Source organism: Bacillus sp. EB106-02-03-XG38, from assembly GCF_058792175.1.
The window spans coordinates 509,271-531,503 of the sequence record NZ_JBYTED010000002.1 but is presented as its reverse complement, the minus strand read 5'-3'; the positions used below and the strand labels follow the sequence as shown (position 1 = coordinate 531,503).

Annotated in this window: 23 protein-coding genes; 12 read left to right on the top strand and 11 right to left on the bottom strand. The window is 36.4% G+C overall.

From position 1 onward, the window contains the following. The first annotated feature begins 333 nt into the window (after positions 1-333). The 4 genes from mecA to pepF all read left to right on the top strand — a co-directional run bounded on the left by mecA (position 334) and on the right by pepF (position 5,836). On the top strand, positions 334-1,017 hold the full coding sequence (gene mecA, locus AC3WTI_RS12090) for an adaptor protein MecA (protein ID WP_087957739.1): 684 nt from the start codon (positions 334-336) through the stop codon (positions 1,015-1,017). Positions 1,018-1,089: 72 nt separating this feature from the next. Next, positions 1,090-2,634 (top strand): cardiolipin synthase, encoded by a 1,545-nt coding sequence (locus AC3WTI_RS12085; protein WP_097840675.1) that lies wholly within the window; start codon positions 1,090-1,092, stop codon positions 2,632-2,634. A gap of 80 nt (positions 2,635-2,714) precedes the next feature. Further along, positions 2,715-3,959, top strand: a complete 1,245-nt coding sequence (locus AC3WTI_RS12080) for a competence protein CoiA (RefSeq protein WP_097840674.1) — start codon at positions 2,715-2,717, stop codon at positions 3,957-3,959. A gap of 50 nt (positions 3,960-4,009) precedes the next feature. Further along, a complete protein-coding gene (gene pepF / locus AC3WTI_RS12075; protein WP_087957745.1) occupies positions 4,010-5,836 on the top strand; it encodes an oligoendopeptidase F in 1,827 nt (608 codons plus the stop codon). 116 nt (positions 5,837-5,952) lie between these two features. On the opposite strand, the gene AC3WTI_RS12070 is transcribed toward pepF, so the two are convergent. The 4 genes from AC3WTI_RS12070 to AC3WTI_RS12055 form a co-directional block, all read right to left on the bottom strand. Next, positions 5,953-6,126 carry a hypothetical protein gene (locus AC3WTI_RS12070; RefSeq protein ID WP_002051510.1) on the bottom strand — a complete coding sequence of 58 codons (174 nt, stop codon included), beginning with the start codon at positions 6,124-6,126 and terminating at the stop codon, positions 5,953-5,955. A 234-nt stretch (positions 6,127-6,360) separates the two neighbouring features. Then, positions 6,361-7,254 carry a ClpXP adapter SpxH family protein gene (locus tag AC3WTI_RS12065; RefSeq protein WP_048526704.1) on the bottom strand — a complete coding sequence of 298 codons (894 nt, stop codon included), beginning with the start codon at positions 7,252-7,254 and terminating at the stop codon, positions 6,361-6,363. Beyond that, a complete protein-coding gene (locus tag AC3WTI_RS12060; protein ID WP_000043381.1) occupies positions 7,254-7,652 on the bottom strand; it encodes a globin domain-containing protein in 399 nt (132 codons plus the stop codon). Before AC3WTI_RS12060 ends, AC3WTI_RS12065 begins: the two co-directional genes overlap by 1 nt. Before the next feature lie 180 nt (positions 7,653-7,832). Beyond that, positions 7,833-8,411: a CYTH domain-containing protein gene (locus AC3WTI_RS12055; protein WP_087957747.1), complete on the bottom strand. Its 579-nt coding sequence runs from the start codon at positions 8,409-8,411 to the stop codon at positions 7,833-7,835. A gap of 144 nt (positions 8,412-8,555) precedes the next feature. Between AC3WTI_RS12055 and AC3WTI_RS12050 the strand changes: the two genes are divergently transcribed. From AC3WTI_RS12050 to AC3WTI_RS12035, 4 genes are read left to right on the top strand one after another with little or no spacing between them, the layout of a single operon-like run. Continuing rightward, on the top strand, positions 8,556-8,927 hold the full coding sequence (locus tag AC3WTI_RS12050) for a UPF0738 family protein (RefSeq protein ID WP_087957749.1): 372 nt from the start codon (positions 8,556-8,558) through the stop codon (positions 8,925-8,927). Between the two features lie 30 nt (positions 8,928-8,957). Continuing rightward, positions 8,958-9,596: a GTP diphosphokinase gene (gene yjbM / locus AC3WTI_RS12045; RefSeq protein WP_001081485.1), complete on the top strand. Its 639-nt coding sequence runs from the start codon at positions 8,958-8,960 to the stop codon at positions 9,594-9,596. A gap of 18 nt (positions 9,597-9,614) precedes the next feature. Then, the gene (locus AC3WTI_RS12040) at positions 9,615-10,412 is read left to right on the top strand and encodes an NAD kinase (RefSeq protein WP_000673182.1); all 798 of its coding nucleotides are present in this window, start codon (positions 9,615-9,617) and stop codon (positions 10,410-10,412) included. Positions 10,413-10,427: 15 nt separating this feature from the next. Then, a complete protein-coding gene (locus AC3WTI_RS12035) occupies positions 10,428-11,321 on the top strand; it encodes an RluA family pseudouridine synthase (RefSeq protein WP_087957751.1) in 894 nt (297 codons plus the stop codon). A 51-nt stretch (positions 11,322-11,372) separates the two neighbouring features. On the opposite strand, the gene AC3WTI_RS12030 is transcribed toward AC3WTI_RS12035, so the two are convergent. The 7 genes from AC3WTI_RS12030 to AC3WTI_RS12000 all read right to left on the bottom strand — a co-directional run bounded on the left by AC3WTI_RS12030 (position 11,373) and on the right by AC3WTI_RS12000 (position 18,737). After that, on the bottom strand, positions 11,373-12,761 hold the full coding sequence (locus tag AC3WTI_RS12030; protein WP_087957754.1) for a peptidase G2 autoproteolytic cleavage domain-containing protein: 1,389 nt from the start codon (positions 12,759-12,761) through the stop codon (positions 11,373-11,375). Between the two features lie 140 nt (positions 12,762-12,901). Then, entirely contained in the window at positions 12,902-13,642 is a 741-nt protein-coding gene (gene prpE / locus AC3WTI_RS12025; RefSeq protein WP_097840673.1) for a bis(5'-nucleosyl)-tetraphosphatase PrpE, read from the bottom strand. Between the two features lie 74 nt (positions 13,643-13,716). After that, a complete protein-coding gene (locus AC3WTI_RS12020; RefSeq protein ID WP_097840672.1) occupies positions 13,717-14,877 on the bottom strand; it encodes an FtsW/RodA/SpoVE family cell cycle protein in 1,161 nt (386 codons plus the stop codon). Between the two features lie 146 nt (positions 14,878-15,023). Continuing rightward, positions 15,024-15,959: a glycosyltransferase family 2 protein gene (locus AC3WTI_RS12015; protein ID WP_087957760.1), complete on the bottom strand. Its 936-nt coding sequence runs from the start codon at positions 15,957-15,959 to the stop codon at positions 15,024-15,026. Positions 15,960-15,965: 6 nt separating this feature from the next. Continuing rightward, on the bottom strand, positions 15,966-16,724 hold the full coding sequence (locus AC3WTI_RS12010) for a class I SAM-dependent methyltransferase (protein ID WP_087957764.1): 759 nt from the start codon (positions 16,722-16,724) through the stop codon (positions 15,966-15,968). A 138-nt stretch (positions 16,725-16,862) separates the two neighbouring features. After that, a complete protein-coding gene (locus AC3WTI_RS12005) occupies positions 16,863-17,708 on the bottom strand; it encodes a TylF/MycF family methyltransferase (RefSeq protein ID WP_087957765.1) in 846 nt (281 codons plus the stop codon). Between the two features lie 123 nt (positions 17,709-17,831). After that, a complete protein-coding gene (locus AC3WTI_RS12000; RefSeq protein ID WP_253621522.1) occupies positions 17,832-18,737 on the bottom strand; it encodes a BclA C-terminal domain-containing protein in 906 nt (301 codons plus the stop codon). A gap of 165 nt (positions 18,738-18,902) precedes the next feature. On the opposite strand from AC3WTI_RS12000, the gene AC3WTI_RS11995 reads away from it, so the two are divergent. From AC3WTI_RS11995 to AC3WTI_RS11980, 4 genes are all read left to right on the top strand, one after another. After that, entirely contained in the window at positions 18,903-20,003 is a 1,101-nt protein-coding gene (locus AC3WTI_RS11995) for a glycosyltransferase (RefSeq protein ID WP_097840670.1), read from the top strand. Positions 20,004-20,154: 151 nt separating this feature from the next. Beyond that, on the top strand, positions 20,155-20,844 hold the full coding sequence (locus AC3WTI_RS11990; RefSeq protein ID WP_087957770.1) for a class I SAM-dependent methyltransferase: 690 nt from the start codon (positions 20,155-20,157) through the stop codon (positions 20,842-20,844). Next, positions 20,841-21,527, top strand: a complete 687-nt coding sequence (locus AC3WTI_RS11985) for a glycosyltransferase family protein (protein WP_087957772.1) — start codon at positions 20,841-20,843, stop codon at positions 21,525-21,527. The genes AC3WTI_RS11990 and AC3WTI_RS11985 overlap by 4 nt, the downstream gene beginning before the upstream one ends. A 12-nt stretch (positions 21,528-21,539) precedes the next feature. Continuing rightward, on the top strand, positions 21,540-22,220 hold the full coding sequence (locus tag AC3WTI_RS11980) for a glycosyltransferase family protein (protein WP_087957774.1): 681 nt from the start codon (positions 21,540-21,542) through the stop codon (positions 22,218-22,220). Positions 22,221-22,233 lie beyond the last annotated feature (13 nt).

Below are 22,233 nucleotides of genomic sequence, written 5' to 3'. Positions count from 1 at the left end.
TCCATTTATGATGTTTTAATAAGCGAACTATATGTATATGGTGAAGTGAGAGACTACATCATCTTCTGTAATAAAAGTTTCACTTTAGTACAGTGTACGGGGGAAGGTGGAAATGTATGTCCAAATTTTTTATGGGTGAGAAGTCGTTATAATGATATATTTGTGTAGACCATCGAATGAAGCTAGGCATATAACTATTTTTGTAAAATAAATCGATTTTATTTCCATTCTGGAGAATCTTATCATAAAATGAGAGTACAAGAATCTATTGATTTGTCATATGAGTGGGGAATCCCTTCATAACAATTCTAAGCAGGAAGGGAGAGTTGTATTTTGGATATTGAAAGAATAAATGACCATACGATGAAATTTTTTATTACGTACATTGATATAGAGGACAGAGGCTTTAATCGTGAGGAGATTTGGTACGACCGCGAAAGAAGCGAAGAGCTCTTTTGGGAAATGATGGACGAAGCTCGTGATCATGACGATTTCTTTATTGATGGACCGTTATGGATTCAAGTGCAAGCAGTCGATAAAGGGATTGAAGTACTTGTAACGAAAGCAGAGCTTTCAAAGGATGGACAAAAGTTAGAACTACCTATAGGTGTAGATAAAATTATAGACATTCCGCTAGATGAAGGCATTGAATCATTATTCCAGCAAGAATTAGTGGAAGAGGTAGAAGAACAAGCAGGCACAAACTTTAACGAAGATGGTACGTTTGGCTTTTTAATTAAGTTTAATGATTTTGAAGATGTCATTTCATTAAGCCACCGTCTTATCTTTGAAGATATAAAAGATGAGCTGTATTCATTTGAGGACCGCTATTATGTATATGTGGAATTCGATGAAGTGCTACATGATGAAGAAGAAATTGATCGCGTATTAAGTATTGTTTTAGAATACGGAGAAGAATCAACTTTAACAATTCATCGTGTAAGTGAGTATGGAAAACAAATTGTGAAAGAGCATGCGCTTGAAACAATTCGCAATAATTTTCCTGCTAAAACGTAGGCCGATTTCTGTAGTATGAAATCGGCTTTTTATATGAAGAATAGGAAAGCTTTCTTAGTAAGGAGGTAAGAGATGAAAAATACGTTAAAGTTGATTTTCTTTGTTTTACTATTGTTCGCATTATTTGTTTCGTTACGTATGTTTATTGACGTAGCATTTTATTCGGATGTAATCGGAATAAAAGATGTTTCGATTTTAGGTATTATTAGTATTTTATTTACGGTATCTGCATTTTTAATTGGCTGCGTTATTTTCCTAGAGAACCGTCATCCGTCTAAAACACTTACATGGCTCATTGTGTTAGGGATTTTTCCGGTGTTTGGATTCTTCGCTTATTTATTATTCGGACAGAACTTTCGGAGGAAGAGAATGTTCCAAAAGAAGGCGTTGCTCGATGAACAAGCGTTTTTACAATATAAGGGGCATGAAGATTACGAGGAACGGATTTTGCGCAATCATAAGCATCAAGAGTTGTTATTTCGTTTAGCGGATCGTTTAGGCGCTTTAAATATTTCATTTCAAACTGAAACGAGAACATTAACAAATGGAGATGAAACGTTTCAGGCTATTTTAGATGGATTAAAACGAGCGAAACATCACATTCATATGGAATATTACATTGTACGTGATGATAAGCTTGGAACCGAAATTAAAGATATTTTAATACAAAAATCAAAAGAAGGCGTAGTCGTTCGTTTTTTATATGATGCGGTTGGAAGTTTTAGATTATCGAATTCGTATATTGAAGAATTAAACGATGCAGGTGTCGAAATGATTCCGTTCTTTCCTGTGCGCTTTCCGATTTTAAACGATAAGATTAATTACCGAAATCACCGAAAAATCGTGATTATCGATGGAAATGAAGGATTTGTAGGTGGATTAAATATTGGTGATGAATATTTAGGAAAGGATAAGTATTTCGGCTTTTGGCGAGACACACATTTATATTTGCGTGGTGAAGCTGTTCAAAGCTTGCAACTTATTTTCCTTCAAGATTGGTTTTATATGACTGGTGAGGCTGTGCTAGCTCCTGAATATTTACAAGCGAAAGCAGTTGAGGGAGATCATTGGGGAGGCGTGCAGCTCGTTGCAGGTGGACCGGATAATAAATGGGAAACAATTAAACATTTATATTTTGCTATGATTGCTTCTGCGCGGAAATCCATTTGGATTGCGACGCCGTATTTCATTCCAGATGATGATATTTTATCCGCATTAAAGGTAGCTGCTCTTGCTGGTATTGATGTTCGTTTATTAATGCCGAGTAAGCCTGATAAGCGCACTGTCTTTTATGCATCTAGATCGTACTTCCCAGAGCTTTTAGATGCAGGGGTAAAGATATATGAATATGAAAAAGGATTTCTTCATAGTAAAGTTGTTATTGTTGATTCTGATTTAGCTTCAATTGGGACAGCTAATATGGATATGAGAAGTTTTCATTTGAACTTTGAAGTAAATGCCTTTTTATATGATACAGATAGCATTCGAAAACTTGTTCAAGATTTTAAAGATGATTTAGAAGAATCAAGTGAAATTCACGTCGATCGTTTTCATAAAAGGCGTCTTCATAGACGAATTGTTGAATCAACGTACCGGTTATTATCGCCTTTATTATAAAAAGAGATGTCCGAAATTGGGACATCTCTTTTTTAAAAGGAATTTGTAATAAATTGTAGAATATAAGGAGCTGAAAGGGTGTGATCCCGATGTTTATCGCCAAAAGAGAAAACGGAGAAAAAATTCATCTTCTCGATCATCATGATGAAGAGCTTTTACACCGTATGCGTAAAAGGGAGAGTTTCTTTTGTGTAGCTTGCGGGAAGGAAGTACTAATGAGATTAGGGAAACAAAAAAAGTGGCATTTTGCTCATAAGAAAGTGGATTCATGTTTGGCTTTTTATGAAGCAGAATCGATATACCATATGCACGGTAAAGAATTGTTATATAGATGGCTAAAACGTCAAAACTTTCATGTAGAGATAGAGCATTATCTGCCAGAGATTCAGCAACGACCAGATATTTTTATAGAGAGAGCAGGGAGAAAAATCGCGATTGAATACCAGTGCGCAAATCTCTCTATAGAACAGCTGTACAAACGAACCCATTCGTATTGGCGAGCTGGTATACAGGTCATTTGGATCATTGGTGGAAATCAATTGAAAAAGCACTCTGCATATTGGATGAAATTTTCCACACTTATGGCTTTCTCCTTACAATCTTACCCTCAACCACTTCTTATTTTCTTCTGTTCGAAACGAAAATTATTTATGAAATGTACGTTTATCACTTCATTTTCTACAAGCATCTCTTTCTCACATATTATATATTTACCAACTGAAACGACTACTTTTGAAATGCTCTTTTCTTCTGTTCCTTTTCAAAAGGAGATATTAGAACTAGAATGGAAGAAGCGAAAGGACTATTTTCGAAAAAATGCTTTGCCTATTTGGAATTACAATCATAAGTCACTATTACGCCTCTTATATCAATGTAAATGTACCCCAGCAAATTTTCCTTCTGAAATTGGTGTGCCACTCCCGTCCTCATTTGCTTTTCAAACAAATCCATTTATATGGCAAGCTTTTCTATATATGAAGTGTATAGGTGAGCTTGCAGTAGGGGATTGTATTTCCCTCGAGTACGTGTGTAGTTATATAAAAAATTATACGAAAAGGCGGATGCTCCCATACTTTTCACAGCATATATGGAAAGTGGCAGTTACTGAATATATGATATTTTTATGCTATGTAGGTGTATTGCAGAAAGTAGGGACGTATAAATACCGAAAAAAAAGGAGGATAGTTATGTTGAAAACAGAGGAGGAAGTTATAAAATATGATGCAATTTGCTTAGCGTATGCCTTATCTTTATTTGAGACAAAGTACAACATGAGAGAAGGAAAAGGGGATATAATAAAGACTGATCGTGAAGGAATTACATAAGAAAAATCGAATTGTATGTAAGTAGAGATATTTAAAGGAGGGCTTAAAGGATGTCTGAACAAAACACAGCAAAAACATTACCGGATCGCAACGAGATTGAAGAATCAAGTACGTGGCGATTAGAAGATATTTTCCAAACAGATGCAGAATGGGAAAAAGAATTCCAAGCTATTAAAGAGCTATTACCGAAGTTAACTGAATTTAAAGGGAAACTTGGTGACTCTGCGAACAATTTACTTGAAGCATTGCAATATGAAGATGAAATTTCAATGCGATTAGGTAAGTTATATACATATGCACATATGCGTTACGATCAAGATACAACAAACTCTGTGTATCAAGCATTAAATGACCGCGCAACAAATTTATATTCACAAGTATCTAGTAGCACAGCATATATTGTGCCTGAAATTTTATCGATTTCAGAAGATACACTGCAAACATTCTTGAAAGAAAATAGAGACTTAAGTGTATATGAGCATGCGTTAGAAGAAATTACGCGTCAACGCCCTCACGTATTATCTGAAGCGGAAGAAGCTTTATTAGCAGAAGCATCTGAAGTAATGAGTGCGTCAAGCAATACATTTGGTATGTTGAATAATGCGGATTTGAAATTCCCGTCTATTAAAGGCGAGGATGGAGAAGAAATAGAAATTACACATGGTCGTTACATTCAGTTTTTAGAAAGTGACGATCGTCGTGTACGCGAAGATGCGTTCAAAGCTGTATATGAAACGTACGGAAAATATAAGAACACATTTGCAAGTACGTTAAGCGGAGCTGTGAAGCGCAATAATTTCAATGCGCGCGTGCGCAAATACGATTCTGCACGTCAAGCGGCATTAAGTAATAATAATATTCCTGAAGCGGTGTATGATCAACTTGTTGAATCTGTAAATGATAATTTACACTTGCTACATCGTTACATTGATATTCGTAAGCGTGCACTAGGGCTTGATGAGCTTCATATGTATGATTTATATACACCACTTGTACCAGAAGTGAAAATGAACGTGAAGTATGAAGAAGCACAAGACATGTTATTAAAGTCTTTAAATGTGCTTGGTGATGAGTATGTTGATATTTTAAAAGAAGCATATGAAAATCGCTGGGTAGATGTGTATGAGAATAAAGGAAAACGAAGCGGAGCATATTCATCTGGTGCATATGGAACAAATCCGTATATTTTAATGAACTGGCATGATAATGTAAATAATTTATTTACACTTGCTCATGAGTTTGGTCATTCGGTGCATAGTTACTACACAAGAAAAACGCAGCCGCACGTATACGGTGACTATTCAATCTTCGTTGCGGAAGTAGCATCAACTTGTAATGAAGCGCTTCTAAACGATTATTTATTAAAAACGACAGAAGATAAGAAAGAGCGTCTATACTTATTAAATCATTATTTAGAAGGATTCCGTGGTACTGTATTCCGTCAAACGATGTTTGCAGAGTTTGAGCATATTATTCATAAGAAAGTACAAGAGGGACATGCGGTTACGCCAGACATGTTAACAGAGATTTACTATGATTTAAATAAGAAATATTTCGGTGATGCTTTAGTAATCGATGAAGAAATTGGTTTAGAGTGGTCTCGTATTCCACACTTCTACTACAACTATTACGTATACCAATACGCGACAGGATTTAGTGCAGCGACGGCTCTATCTAAACAAATTTTAGAAGAAGGGCAACCAGCAGTAGAACGTTACATTAATGAGTTCTTAAAAGCAGGAAGCTCAGATTATCCAATTGAAGTGCTGAAAAAAGCTGGAGTAGATATGGCATCTCCAGAACCAGTAAAAGAAGCATTGCAAGTATTTGAAGAGAAATTAAATGAATTAGAAGCATTATTATTTGAAGAGAAGTAATAGAAAAGACGAGGAATTTGCCTCGTCTTTTTTTGATGTTATTTTGTCGATAATTGTCGAGAAGATAAAGTGAATTGTCTTCTTTTTTCTAAATTAGAAGGCAGTTTTACAGTTCATTAAAACCCTTTAAATCGTTTTTTATGGTTGAAATAAGAGAGAGCGATGACAATGACCCCAAATAAAAGAGGGAAGGCAATAATTTTAGGAAAAGCTTGTAGTAGAGAGAGGATGTACAAGAAAAAAGAAACGATGACAGCTAGAATGATAAGTAAAATATACGTTTTTTTCATACAAAACACCTCCAAAATAGCTTTTTTATAGCTTATTCAAAAATGAAAACGTTTAGAATGTGACAAAAGTGTGAAATTCGACAAAAGGGGTTGTCATCTGACGTCGAATCTTGTAATATAATAAGCGTGAACGAATTCACATACAAACATATACCCCTTTGTTTGAACGTGAAAATTTCTCCCATCCCCTTTAATATTTTTATAAGCCGTAAAGAAGAAGACCTGGTGTTTAGTTTACACCAGGTCTTTTTCTTTTGCTATCCATTTCCAATAACGCTCACATTTTACGTCAATCATTTGTACTTTTCGTTTCAGTTGTAATTTTTTTAGTTCACGCTCGATTTCTTGCTGCGAGCAGTCATATATAAATGCTACTTCTTTTGAAGATATAAATTGCGTCGCTTCTAGTAATACCTCTAAAGGTGGTAATGGTTCTGGCTCAATTTCACATTTTACAAGTTCTTTTAATAATTGTACGTATACGTCATAGGAATACGTTCCAGCGATTTTAATACCTTCTTCATCTGAATTCGCATGAAAAAATACGAGAGAAGGTATTTCTGTAATATGCATCTCATTTGTGAATTTCAAGTCACATTGGAAAGCCTTTTTTGCGCTAGCTGAATATAGGTCTTTTTTAAATTCTTCTACATCAATATCGCTATCTTTTGCGCATGCAAGTAATAATTCGCAGTTAGGATTTGATACATTTTCAAGGAAAATGTATTCTTGGAGTTTTCGCAAAAACTTCGAACCTGCTTTTCGGCCTTGCAACTCCGCTGCCTTAATTGCCATCGAAACTAAATATGGTGTTGACGATGCCTCTTGCATATGTACCTTTCCATCACATGAAAAACCTTGTAAACTTGTTGTCTTTTCCCACACAAATCGAATATTAGCAGGTTTATTCCATTTGTGTGAGGAAGCGTTCGTTCCGTCCACTTTTCCTGTTACGATATGACGAATAGAGAAGTATTTCCCATATTCAAGCCATAGTTTAATAATAAAAGGTTCAATTTCCCAGCAATCTTTACAAAGTGGATCAATAAATAAATATGCTTCTACAGACTTATGTTCACATGAGGAAGGAGATGGCATATTGATATGCTTTGCTTCCTGTTTATCCATTATATTTCACCTGTTTCGTTTGGAGTATTAACCATATGCTGAGCAGTTAATGCTAAACGTTCAAAAACGAACTCTCTTATATGACCGTGCACTCCTGTGTCATCCATTGCTTGTTCCATACATGATAGCCAAGCCTCTGCTCGTTTTGGCGTAATCTCAAACGGAAGATGGCGTGCTCTTAACATAGGATGACCATGTTCTTCAGTGTACAAATTAGGACCACCTAAATATTGTGTTAAAAATTGTTTCTGCTTCCTAGCGGTTTCTGTTAAATCATCCGGGAAGATGGGAGATAGGTCAGGGTGCTTACTGACATAGGAATAAAATGTATCTACTAATATTGCAATGCATTGTTCACCGCCAATTGCTTCAAATGGTGTCATCGGTTGCTTGCTCATCCTTTATAAACTCCTTTTTCCATGAAATGTATATCTATTGTAGCAATGGAATGTTAGGGAGGGCAAATAAATAGCCTTCATAACGCTCTTTGCTTATTCTACAGATGTAAAAAAATCTTTTCCTTTTCAAAAGTGAGATGTATCCACTAGTAGAACGTATTCACTAGTGGAATTTTCACTTTAGCGTGCTTTGTTTTGTTTGGCAAGGAAAAAGCGTTTTACTTTATTATTTGTATGACGGACTGGTATGTCGTATTGCTTTAATAAATGCATAAATGCGGCTTTGCCTGTTTCTTCATCTTGCACTTCAAATTCAATTTCATAATCATCGTGATTGTAATAGAAACTATGGTCAAAGACAAGCGTTCCGCCTTCAAATAACGTTTCGGCTCTTTCAGTTGTTAAACTACCCATATAAGTTAAAGCAGAAACAGGAATTTGTAATTTGTGTAGTTGATCCATTACAGCCCCTTGAATGATTACGTTTGTTTCCATCATCATGTTTGCTTCTTCTGCTGTTACAACTTGATGTGTTTCTAACAAGCCGACTTCTGCAGGTTGTTTCAATGTTAATGTATAAGTTTCTCCTTTATGACGAATACGAAGTGCAGAGCCAGCTTCTTTTAATGAGAAGTTCGGTGTTTCAAAGTAATGATTCACCTGTTTCGTAAATACTTCAATAGAGAATGATTTACATAATATACCGAATTCTTCTTCTGTAACAATATTTTTAAATTCAATTTCAATTTCTTGTGTCATTGTATGCGCTCCTTTTGAAAAATAATTCTTTACACATTATCGCTTTTTCACAAATTTGGTTCAATGTTTTATTTGTTTGCGTCCATGTTATGATACAATAATACTGTTAAGTAAGACAGGAAGTTGAGATGGAGGAGTTAGAGCATGCAAAATAAAATCCAAGTTAAGAGCGTAGAAAAGAGAGAGAATGCTCTTATTTTTTGTGCGGAAAATAGTGAAATAGAGGTAAAGGAGTTAAGTGCACGTAATCATGTACTTGTAGACTCAGACAATTTATCATTTTTATATATCTTAGAAAACGAATCATCTTTCATTTATGTAAGTATTCCGCACACATGCTGGGAAGCAATGCATGAAGCGATGAATAACGATGCGGTTATGTTCGTTCGCGTAAATGACATTGAAATGGAATTAGAAGGATTAAAAGAAGAAGTAGAATATTTAGTTGAAAATATTGAAGGTAATGCAAATTACGGAGAAGAACTAGTAACTGCTGTAGAAAAAGTATTTCTATAAGCAAATGGATTGATTTTGGTGGTGGTTGAAATGAATCGAAATTGGGAAGAATTTTTAGCACCTTACCATCAAGCGGTGGCAGAGCTGAAAGTGAAACTAAAAGGAATGCGTACTCAATTTGCAATGTTAACAGAGCATTCTCCAATTGAGTTTGTAACAGGAAGGGTAAAGTCGGTTCCAAGTATTATTGATAAAGCGGAGAAGAGAAATGTACCGCTAGACCGGCTAAGAGAAGATATGCAAGATATCGCGGGCCTTCGTATGATGTGTCAATTTGTTGATGAGATTAAGCCTGTTGTAGAATATCTTCGAAAACGAAATGACTTTGAAATTGTGGAAGAACGTGATTATGTCACGCAGAAGAAAGATAGCGGTTATCGTTCTTATCACGTTGTCATTAGTTACCCAGTTCAAACGATTCAGGGTGAAAAAAAAGTATTGGTAGAAATCCAAATACGCACGCTAGCAATGAACTTTTGGGCAACAATTGAGCATTCTTTAAATTATAAATATAGTGGACGTTTTCCTGAAGATATTAAAATACGCTTGCAACGTGCAGCGGAAGCAGCATTTTTATTAGATGAAGAAATGTCTTCTATCCGTCTTGAAATTCAAGAAGCGCAGAAAGCTTTTTCAAGAAAGCAAGAAACGAAAGATTCCGAATCATAAACTAAAGGGTGTTGGGCGATGAAATTTACAATTATGTCAAAGGGAGATCAATCATCAGATGCACTGGCAAGCACGATGAAAGAATACTTGCTAGATTTCGGATTTATAATGGATGAAAAGGAACCCGATATTGTAATTTCTGTTGGAGGAGATGGAACGCTTTTATATGCGTTTCATCGTTATTATGATCGATTGGCTGAAACAGCATTTGTTGGTGTACATACAGGGCATTTAGGTTTCTATGCAGATTGGTTACCGACAGAAGTAGAGAAGTTAGTAATTGCAATTGCTAAAACACCATTCCAAGTGGTGGAATATCCGCTTTTAGAAGTGATTATTCGCTATGTGAATGGGAGTAAAGAGTCGCAGTATTTAGCAATGAATGAAGCGACTGTAAAAAGTGCAGAAGGTACATTAGTAACAGAAGTGGAAATACGCGGAGAGTACTTTGAAACGTTCCGTGGTGATGGCCTTTGTATTTCTACTCCTTCGGGAAGTACTGCGTATAATAAGGCGCTTGGTGGAGCGATTATTCACCCTTCTATTGAAGCGATTCAAATTGCAGAAATGGCATCTATTAATAACCGTGTGTTTCGTACGGTAGGTTCGCCGCTCGTACTGCCGAAACATCATACATGTGTGTTGAAGCCAGCTGCAGGAATGAACTTACAAATTACGGTGGATCATTTAACGATGGTTCATCAAGATGTGAAATCAATTCAGTATCGCGTTGCAAACGAAAAAGTAAGATTTGTTCGTTTCCGTCCATTTCCGTTTTGGAAACGGGTTCGTGACTCGTTTGTTGCAGATAAATAGAAAGGGTTTATATATTTGAACAGATTTACATTGAAATGGGATATAGAATCGGCCGAAGAGGGAACTTTAGTTAGAGAATTTTTAAAAACGAAAGGGATTTCTAAAGCCGCACTAACGGATATAAAGTTTCACGGCGGAGCTATTGAAGTAAATGGTCAACATGCGAGCGTTCGTCATCAGTTGCAAGCTGGTGAGGAAATACGTGTCTTTTTTCCAGTGGAGGAAAGAAGTGAAGGGATGATTGCAGAAGATATCCCTTTATGCATTGTATATGAAGATGATGCAGTTCTTGTCATAAATAAAGAGGCGAACATGTCAACGATTCCGTCTAGAGAACATCCGGCAGGTAGTGTTGCGAATGCGCTCTTATCTCATTATGATAAGCAGCATCTTGCAAGTACAGTGCACATCGTAACAAGGTTAGATCGTGATACTTCAGGGCTTATGCTTATTGCAAAAAATCGTTTCGTACATCATCTTTTATCGAAACAGCATCAACAAAAAGCTGTGAAAAGAACGTATGAGGCGCTCGTTCATGGTGAGATGATAGAACGAGAAGGAACGATTGACGCACCGATTGGACGAAAATCGGATAGTATTATTGAGCGAACCGTTTGTGAGGAGGGGCAAAGAGCAGTTACTCATTTTAGAGTGATTGATAGCGCCAATCATAAGACGCATGTATCGCTTGAGCTTGATACAGGAAGAACGCACCAAATTCGTGTACATATGGCGCATATAGGACATCCGCTACTTGGCGATAATTTATATGGTGGAAAAAGGGATGAAATGAAACGACAAGCGCTTCACAGTAAAACCTTGACGTTTTATCATCCTATTTTAGAGAAAGAAATGTCTTTCACTACAACGATTCCAAGCGATATGCAAGCGGTATTAACTCATATTTAAAAAGGGAACAAAATTCTTCTTATATAACGAAGAATTTTGTTCCCTTTTTTCTTAGCGGAATAATATTAAAACTTGGTTTTCATCCGTGCGCTTTATAACGAAAAAGCCACTTTCGGATTTTGTAGCAATGCCATCGTTATTTGGACGACAATATCCATGTGTTTCGCAGGTACCGTCATCACGTACTAACATTTGTCCAATTAATCCGACAGGAAGCCACTCGGTACGATCTTTTCTTGCTATATATTTGCAAGTTGGATCCCATTCTGTATTTAAAAGAGGTTGTATGTCTTGTGATTCCGTACGTACATATTGACGTTTTCCGAAGGTATCTGTTTTATAGCGTTTTTGCCAACTTAAAGCACCGCTATTTCCTATAAGAGCGGGGGTAGCGCTAGATATTCCTAAGATGAATGAATCGTTTGAAGTAGCGATTCGAATTTTTTCTTCGTTGCTAAATGTAACGAAATAACCTACATCAATAAGAGTATTGTCTGCTATTTCAAACATTTGTGCAAAATCAGTTCCACTTGCATTGTAAGAAGCGCCATCAATATACATTTCGCCGTTATGAGCAAGCCACTTTGCACCGATATTATGATCAGTTTCATTTGTGCCGTTTGCGATAAACCAAGAATAAGATTCTTCTGCTGTACCGAAGCGCCCCATAATATGGCTACCTGCAAAATGAGCCGTTGATGTATGATTACCTTCCGCATGAGAAGAGAATCCGTTAGCGATAGTCGCGGTTCCTTCTGCATGTGCTGCTTCGCCTAAGGCGATTGTATGTTTACCTTCCGCATGAGAATAAGAGCCGCCTGCTGTCGTTTCACTTCCTTCACTATGGGAACTATGTCCAGTTGCTTTCGTTTTCGATCCTTCTGCATGAGAGAAAGAAGCTTTTGCGTGAGTGAGAAGCCCTTCTGCATGTGAAGCTGTACCCTCTGCACGAGAGTGAAGCCCCTCTGCATAGGCATACCGCCCCTCTTTTTTTACTTTTGTATTTTCAGGTGTAGGGGTTTGAATTATGATAGTCTTTTCTGTTTGTATAGTATTGGATGGTGCTAATGCTTCTTTTATTTTTTTCACTTGATGTATAATAGCAGCTGGAATTTCTGTTTCCGCTTTTGTATTTAGTGATACAGGGATGTTTTCGTCTATATTTTTCTCTATTTGCTCAGAAGGCACCATCTGTTCAGTGTGAGTAGAGAGAGGTTTATTTTTTTGCTGCATTTTTGTTTTTCTATTATCGATGATGCGGCTCATTACAGCATTTTGTAAAGAGACATATTTTGGTCTGTCTTTGTTTTTGGTGGAAGCCTCTTGTCCTTCCGGTTCTTCTAAAGCTGCAGCTCGAATGCTACACCAGTTGTTAATTCCGTACATGGGTAGATAAAAAGGCGGGCATTTTCTTTTTTGTTTAGAAGATTTTTTCTTCATTCTGTCACCTCCTGCGACAGTATATGCCGTGTAATGAAAAAAAGATGCACTTTCGTGCATCTTTTTTTCATTACTTTACCTAGTTTTTTACGATAGCCGCCTAAATGAAACGATAATCCCTCGTACATTTTAAATAAGAACTATGAAATTGGGCGGAATTTTTCAGGGACAAAAGGCAGGGAGGAAGGAACGGAAATGGTCTTCATCTCAGGATAACGTAGTCCAGTTAGTTTGCCACCAAATACAGCGCCAGTATCAATATTGACTGTATGATTTACAAAGCGAGGTTCTTTTACGGGTGTATGTCCATATACAATCCAAGCTGTTCCTTTATATTCCTGCGCCCAGTCGCGACGGACAGGTGAGCCGTCAGCATGTTTTTCCCCTGTAATATCGCCATATAATACAAAAGTTTGTACTTTTTTATCTTGTCTTCCTATGTAATCTTGCCGAATTCCGGCGTGACACACAATTAACCTTTTCTCATCGAGTACGTGATAGAAAGGGGATTGCTCGTAAAGTGTGATGAATTTTTCTTTTATCATATTTTGTTTATGAGAAGGCAGTGCTTCATATTCAGCAACAGTTGTTTCCAGTCCATGAGCAATTGTCACGTTACGTCCAAGGAAAAATCGGTATAGTTTATTACAGTGATTTCCCGGAGCGTAATAAGCTACTTTTTTATTTATGACAAGTTCCCACACAATTTCAATCATACGTAATGAATGAGGACCGCGATCTGTGATATCACCAACAAAAGCAAGCTTCCGTTGATCAGGGTGAATCGGCAGGTCATTATTCCAGTTATATCCGAGTTTCATCGTTAAATCTTGAAACTCTTGGAAGCATCCATGAATATCCCCTATAATGTCATATTTCATATTTAAACCTCCATCATATTTTTCATTAGTATATCTAAAAAAGGATGGGGATAAAAATATATCGTTTCTATGCTTCAGTTAAACATAAAGGTTTTCGTCCTTGAGCGAACGTTTAAAACAAATCCAATCGCTATCATGTATGTGAGCAAGGAACTTCCTCCATAGCTCATAAGGGGTAATGTGATTCCTGTAATAGGCAGTAATCCGATGGTCATCCCGATATTTTGAAATACTTGAAAAGTAAACATTCCGATTGTGCCCGCGCAGATGTAACTACCGAAAGGGTCATTACTTTCTAAAGCGATATGAATCATGCGGAAAATAAGTAGGAAAAAAAGTGCAATAATGACACTTGCGCCTAAAAAGCCGAATTGCTCAGCGACATTAGTGAAAATAAAATCTGTATGTGGTTCTGGAAAGTATACTTGTCCATTTTCCCAACCTTTTCCTTGCATTTCCCCTGATCCAGTAGCTAAGAAAGCTTGTCTTAATTGATAGCCTTGCGCATCATATTTGTATGGCGCTAGCCAGCCGTAGAAGCGATTTAGTTGATATTCTTGTAAAATGTGTGCTTTAAAAAATTTTGTGTGAGTAAAAAAAATATACGTTAATGTAAAGCCAGCTGCAAAAATCCCGGAAACTAATCCGAAAATAAACCGCCAGCGTATACCAGAAACTAGTATCATTGCTGCGAGCATAGCTGAAATTACCATCGTGTTTCCTAAATCAGGTTCCTTTGCAATAAGGAGCAGGGGTGGCAAACTTGTTGCGCCTATTTTTCCGAGTAATAAAAAATCATCGTGTATCGTACGGTAAAAATATTTCTCATTGTGATTTGCAATAATTCGTCCGGTGACGATAATTAAAAACAATTTCATAATTTCAGAAGGCTGGAAATTTCCGATGCCTGGAAGCCTGTACCAAGCGGTAGCACCTTTTATTGTAACGGCACCTGGTACTTGAAGTTCCAGTCCAATCAGTAATATCAATGCAAAGCTATATAAATACCAAGCAATTTTTTGATAACGATCGAAATCAATAATCATAATCATACCAATAGCTATAAATCCAATGAAGTACCATTGGATTTGCTTTAATACAAAATTTACATTTTGCAAAAATGGTGGTAAAGAGGTTTGTGCACTTGCAATTGCAAAGCAACTAACAGTCCCAATGGCAAATAAAATGAGTAGTAGTACGTAGTCTATTTGATATTGAGAATTTGGATCTTTCAATGTATGTATTCCTTTCTATCGCCTAGTAAGTATATGGATCATGTCATGATAAAAATAATATACAAGCAGACTATGCATACATTTATTCCACTATTTGTGTGAAGTCATACATCACACGGAAGGAATAGTACCTGCCGTGTGATGGACTATATTGCACGGAGCTCTTTTGTAATGATATGTAAACAATAGGAAAGACGGGCATGTGTATTTATATCTGGAATGAGGTTTGGAAATAAATCGTAAAATTTGACCGCATTTTTATACCATCCGTAAGCTCTTATCAACCCTTTTTTATAATATTTAGTGTCTTGTAAGAAACCATACTTTTTCGAGGTTAAAACGAGTTGAGAAAAATCTTCGCAGCCCTCAAGGAATTTGTGACGTACTTGCTGTCCAGTATGAAGGCGGAATGAACTTAAGGGCTCAGTTATATACATTGCATCACCTTTTGAAAGTAAACTTATCCAAGAGGCCATATCGACACTACAACCATATTTTCTGCCATTTAAAGTGCCGAAAGGTTCCGTTAATAGGCTTTTTCTAAAGAGTACGATTGTAGGCTCGCCGATAATATTTTGTCCTGCCATAAGCATACGGTTTCCAAAATCTTTCCCATTTAGTAGCGTATCTTCATCGTATAATTTTTTCATGGAGGGGTGTTGTTCCATTATATCTCCATTATCATCAATCCAAGTACGATAGGATGTGATAAGCGCTAGTTTTTTATTTAAGTCTTGTTGGAAATGAAACATCATTTTTTCGATTTTATTATTATAAAATGTATCATCGTCCATTAAGAAATTTATGTACTCCCCATTTGACTGTTCTAAGAGCATAAGGGCGTTATGAAATTGTCCTAGAGTAGAAGCATTTCGAATGTACGTTATGTTTTTATGTTTATGTAAATAATGTCTGTATATTAATTTTTCTGTTTCATTATTTGTGCTATCGTCTCCTACAATAATTTCAATATTTGAATACGTTTGTGCTAATGCGCTTTCTAGAGCAATTTTAAAATAATGTGGTCGGTTATAGGTGGGAATAAGGATGGAAACGAGAGGTGGATTTTTCATATTATTCATATACAACTACCTTTCAGAAATTTTTTGTGTAAGAATAATATCTTGGTAACTTGTGTGTCCAGTTCTGCTACACCATGAACCGTAATGGGCGGGAGTCTGTACTTCTAGCCCATACTTATTTAATAGAGTACGAATATCTTCCTCAGGATAGGCAACTGCGAAGTTCGGGATATCTTTATTTAGAACATAACAATTGTCAATTTGATGATAAAAACCTAACGTACTTAGTCCTGCATTTAAGTAATAGGATGATTCAGGATTAATTAAAAAGAAAGTAATAAAACATCTCCCATCTGTTTTCAGAACTCGTGCAATCTCACGTACGTAATGTTCTAATTCTTTCGGAAGGAGATGGGTAAATACAGACGTTAAAAAAATAAAATCGAATGATTCATCTTCATATGGAAACTTGTATTGGGAAGCATCTTCTTTTCCATATGGATTGTAGAATTGATTATATATATCGACATGTTCAAAATGGAAATTGTTACGGCGTGTTGAAATGTTATTTTTGCACCATGCAATTCCTTCGTTGAATAAGTCAAATCCATAATAAGTACCTTCATCGCTTAAATAGTTCATTAACGGAACCGCCATTCGGCCAATGCCGCAGCCTACATCCAACACTGTTTCATTTGATTTTAAATTGCCAATTTCAATAAAATACTGCATAAACTCTTTTCCAACTTCTTCAAAATTACCACCTACATATTGAACGAGTTCTGGGGGTGGAATTAATGTGATTTTTTTCTCATTTTCGTTCATACATTCACTCCGTCCTTGTAGTAAAGTAGGGGATTTCTCTTGTATATAAGTTAATCATTTATAGTGAGGGGAACTTTACACAATTAGTTTTTATAAATAATTAGTGTAATAGGACCCCTCAAAAAATAAAGTTATATTCTATTCTTTTCGCCAATAAATACCGAAATCATCAATTTTAGTAATAGGAGCTTGTAAGTTTCTTTCCTTTCTGAAATCAGTTACAGCCTCTGCGCATGTTACTAATCCGTAATCATCAATAATAATATAGCCACCTGTTGAAACTTTATCGTATAAGTTTACAAGACTATCCATCGTTGATTCATACATATCACCATCAAGGCGAGCAATTGCAATTTTTTCTACCGGTGCTGAAGGTAGTGTATCTTTAAACCAACCCTTTAAAAATTTCACTTGATCATTTAATAAATCGTATTTTCTAAAGTTTTCTTGCACAGTTTCTAAAGAAACTCGTAAGTAATCGAATGTGTGTAAATAATCACCGTAATCTTTCGGATATTGTTCTAAGTTAGGTGCCGGCAGACCTTCAAATGAATCGGCGACCCACACTGTACGATCTGTAATGTTGTTTGCCTGTAAAAAACCATTCATAAAAATGCATGATCCTCCGCGCCATACACCAGTTTCAATAAAATCACCTTCTATATTTTCACGGACAACAGTTTCCATAGCCTCATGTAATTGATTCATACGTTTTCGGCCAACCATACTGTGTGCTGCTCTTGGCCAATCCTTACCACCTTGACGCTCACTTTTTGAAACGTTAGGATCAACGATTTTTAAATTGTGATTTTCTACGTACTGCTTAAGAAATAAAGGAAGCGGAACTGTAACCGGTTCATAGGATAGCTCTTTAGATATATGTAACGAAGCAGGTAAGTATGGTTCGTATTCTAACCATATTTCAAATAAAATTGTTTTCTTTAATAATTCAAGATAAAGCTGAACAGCTGATTTATTTTCCATATAAGTGCCTCCTGCCGGAATGTCATACAACATTATGACTATGTAGAAAAGTAAGATTTAATGATTGAATTTACAAATGAAAAAGCAGTAAGACTGATATCAGTCTTACTGCTAAGTGCGAAATTAAGCGATTTTCTCAATAATAATTGATGCACTTGTACCAAGAGCTAGTGATAATCCAATTCCTGTAACAACTGCTTCAACGAGTGATGGTGTTGTCGTAATTTGTGTAATGGCCTGGATAACGATAGGAGCTCCAAGTGAAATTAAGCTTGTGCCCGCACCCGGTACTGTCACGCCATTAACTTGAATTGCAAGACTTCCTAATAAACTTACTGCCGCTGTATAAGCAATAACAGTAATTTTATAGAACCCAGTTTCACTAATTACGAAAGTATCGGCATCCATTTGAGAAATAGCTGTACCAAACTGAGATCCAACAGTATTAAATGGTACTGGATCATTAATTCCAAGAGCTAAAGAAACTGTAGCTGAGTTAAAGGCATACAATCCTGCTGGAAGTCCTAATCCAGATGGTCCAGTTGGCCCAGTCGGTCCAGTTGGTCCGGTAGCACCGGTCGGTCCAGTAGCGCCAGTGTCTCCAGTTGGCCCAGTTGGTCCGGTAGCGCCAGTGTCTCCAGTTGGTCCGGTAGCACCAGTGTCTCCAGTTGGCCCAGTCGGTCCAGTAGCACCAGTGTCTCCAGTTGGCCCAGTTGGTCCAGTAGCACCAGTGTCTCCAGTTGGCCCAGTTGGTCCAGTAGCACCAGTGTCTCCAGTTGGCCCAGTCGGTACAGTTGGTCCAGTCGGCCCAGTCGGCCCAGTCGGCCCAGTTGGCCCAGTTGGCCCAGTCGGCCCAGTCGGTACAGTTGGCCCAGTTGGTCCAGTCGGTCCAGTCGGTCCAGTCGGCCCGGTAGGCAGGGTAAACGGTGGTATTGGTGGTAATGTTGGTCCTACAAGATTAGGGTCAAATGCACTAGCTGATAAAGATTCATCGGGATTTAATCCATCTGAATAATTATTATTTGACATAAATTCACCTCCATAAAGCGTTCATTATATAGTAGATGCAAAACTAGAAGAAAATGACACGGACATTTGAATTATTGAAAAGAAATCTTAAACTGCTTGTGCAAGTTAAAAAAGTGGAAAGTTTATTGTATGTATAACATATGATTGATTTGGAAGAGGGTGATTATGTTGACCAAGCAAGGAATTACAATTAGTTTATGTATGATTGTTCGAGATGAGGAAAATACAATTGGTCGATGTTTAGATGCAGTAGAAAAAATCGTTGATGAAATTATTATAGTTGATACAGGTTCCATTGATCGAACGAAAGAAATTGTAGCTCAATATACCTCTAACATATATGAATTTCCATGGATTAATGATTTTTCGGCAGCTAGAAATTTTTCTTTTTCGAAAGCAACGCAACAATATATATTATGGCTAGATGCTGATGATGTGTTATTAGAAGATGCTCAAGAGGCATTGAACCAATTAAAACGAGAATTAGATCCTAATGTCGATGCTGTTTCGATGCCGTATCATCTTGTAATGGATTCTAACGGGAAACCGTTATATTGTACAAAAAGATATCGGCTTGTAAAGCGTGAAAAACAATTTCAATGGTTTGGAAAGGTACATGAGTATTTAGCTATTTTTGGTGAGATTTTTAATAGTAATGTTGCGATTACACATAAGAAAGAAAAGAAAGTAACGAACCGCAATTTGAAAATTTTTCAAGATGCTGTAGCAGCTGGGGAAGAATTGAGTCCGAGAGATTTGTTTTATTACGCGAATGAATCTATGGATAATCAAAAATATGATGATGCAGTTCTATTATATGAAGCATTTCTTAATCAAGACGAAGGTTGGTATGAAGAGAAAATTTATGCATGTGGTAAATTAGGAGATTGCTATGCAAAGCTTGGAATGTGGGAGAAGGCAGTTGAATCGTGTGTAAAGTCATTTCGGTATGATGTCCCTAGAGGAGAGAATTGTACAAGAATAGGATATATATATATGGAACAAGAAAAATACAATGAAGCAATTTTTTGGTTTAAACTTGCAACAGAAGTGACGATGGCAACAGACAGTCCTTTTCATAGTCCAGCTAGTTACACATGGATTCCCTATTTACAAATGTGCATTTGTTATAGCAAGTTAGGAGAGCAAGATAAAGCTTATTATTACAATGAATTGGCAGCTTCTTATGTTCCGAATAATGCTGCAATTGAATATAACCGCAAATATTTTCGAAGTGTTTTTGATAAACAATATAAATCGTTATAGGTTGCGTTTTTTAGAAATGATTTATCATGATTCTAACTCTAATAGATTGGCTATATAGTAAAGTATAGGCAATGTAACCAGTACTGGTTACATGTATAGACTTCATATGAGGTTTATATTTCAAATTCAATTTGCATAAGGAGTGTGTGAAATGAATTCCCCAAAAAATTCTTTATATGAAGAAAAGTCAGGGCATTATTATAATGCTGTGAATCCGAATTTATTAAAGCATATAAAAAAGGAATGGAAAGAAGTTCTTGATATCGGTTGCTCGAGTGGTGCATTGGGAGCTGCCATAAAAGAAAATGGCACACGTGTATCCGGAATCGAGGCATTTCCAGAGGCGGCAGAACAAGCAAAAGAAAAACTAGATCATGTTGTTTTAGGCGATATAGAAACAATGGATATGCCGTATGGGGAGGAGCAATTTGATTGCGTTATATTTGGTGACGTATTAGAGCATTTATTTGATCCGTGGGCTGTAATAGAAAAAGTAAAACCATATATAAAGCAAAATGGTGTAATTTTGGCTAGTATACCGAACATTTCTCACATTTCAGTATTAGCTCCTTTACTAGCTGGAAACTGGACGTATACAGAATATGGTTTATTAGATAAAACACATATTCGTTTCTTTACATTTAATGAAATGCTACGAATGTTTTTAAAAGCAGGTTATTCGATTAGTAAAGTGGATCGTGTATATGTTGATCATAAAATGTATGAACCGCTTATTGAGGAGTTATATGGAATTTGTAAAAAATATCGTCTTGGAAGTGGCTTCATGGCTGAGACGGTTGTATTTCAATATATTATTGAAGCAGAAAAATCACAATTATGAGTGCAGCAGATAAAACAATATTATTTGTTACGTGTATAAATGATCGGAAAATGTATGCACAATGTGCGCGACATATATTACAATTGCCAGTTCCTCCAGGATACACGGTACAGTTTATGCCGATTCGGAATGCGAAAAGTATGACGAGCGGATATAATCAAGCAATTTCGCATCCAGCAAAATATAAAGTGTATATACATCAAGATGTTTTCATTGTAAATGTAGGATTTTTATATGGATTACTGCAATTGTTTCAAGAACATGAACATCTTGGAATGATTGGTATGGTTGGAGCCCAATATGTTCCTCCTAATGGAATATGGAATGTAGGCAGAGGAGTTGTTGGAAAAGTCATTGGTTATATGAATGATTTATTTTATATGGCCAGTCAAGAAAAACCGTACCATGACTCAAAAACATTTATGCCAGTTGAATGTATTGACGGATTATTAATGGCAACGCAATACGATATTCCGTGGCGGGAAGACTTGTTTGATGGGTTTGATTATTATGATGTGTCTCAATCATTTGAATTTAGAAAAGCAGGCTATACAGTTGGGGTTCCTGTACAGCGTGATGCGTGGTGCATTCACTATCATATTGATGTGGATATGACCAACTATGAAAAGTATAGAAAGATATTTGTGGAGCACTATATGTCAGATGTAAATCAAGACGAATAGAGGGGCTACAAAATGAAAGATCATACAATATTAGTCGTTGTTTGTATAAATAATGAAGAGCTGTTTGAACAATGTGAGAGACAAATAAGAAACCTTTTTGTTCCCCCTGGTTATGTCGTACAAATTTTTCCGATACGAGATGCGAAAAGTATGGCAAGTGCATACAACCGAGCACTTTCATATCCCGCGAAGTATAAGGTTTATATACATCAAGATACGTATCTTATTAATCGAGATATGTTTTATACACTCATTTCTCTTTTTAAAGATAACGAAAAACTCGGTTTAATTGGTGTAGCTGGAGCCCAGTTTTTACCGAGCAACGGGATATGGTGGGAAGGGAAAAATTTGGTAGGGAAAGTGATTGAGTATAGAAGACAGAATTATCAATTATTAAATTTAGATCAATTGTTTTATGGGAATCAATCATTTATGTCAGTTCAGGCAATTGATGGATTATTAATGGCCACACAATATGATATTCCGTGGCGAGAAGACTTGTTTCAAGGATTCCACTTTTATGATGTTTCGCAGTCTTTAGAGTTTCAAAAGGCGGGTTATTTAATTGGTATCCCTAATCAAGCGAATTTATGGTGTATTCACTACAACGGGGATGAGTTTGATGCGGATACATATGAGAAATATCGGAAAGTGTTTGTAGAACATTACAAAGATATACTATCTCCATCATAAGGGAGAGATACAG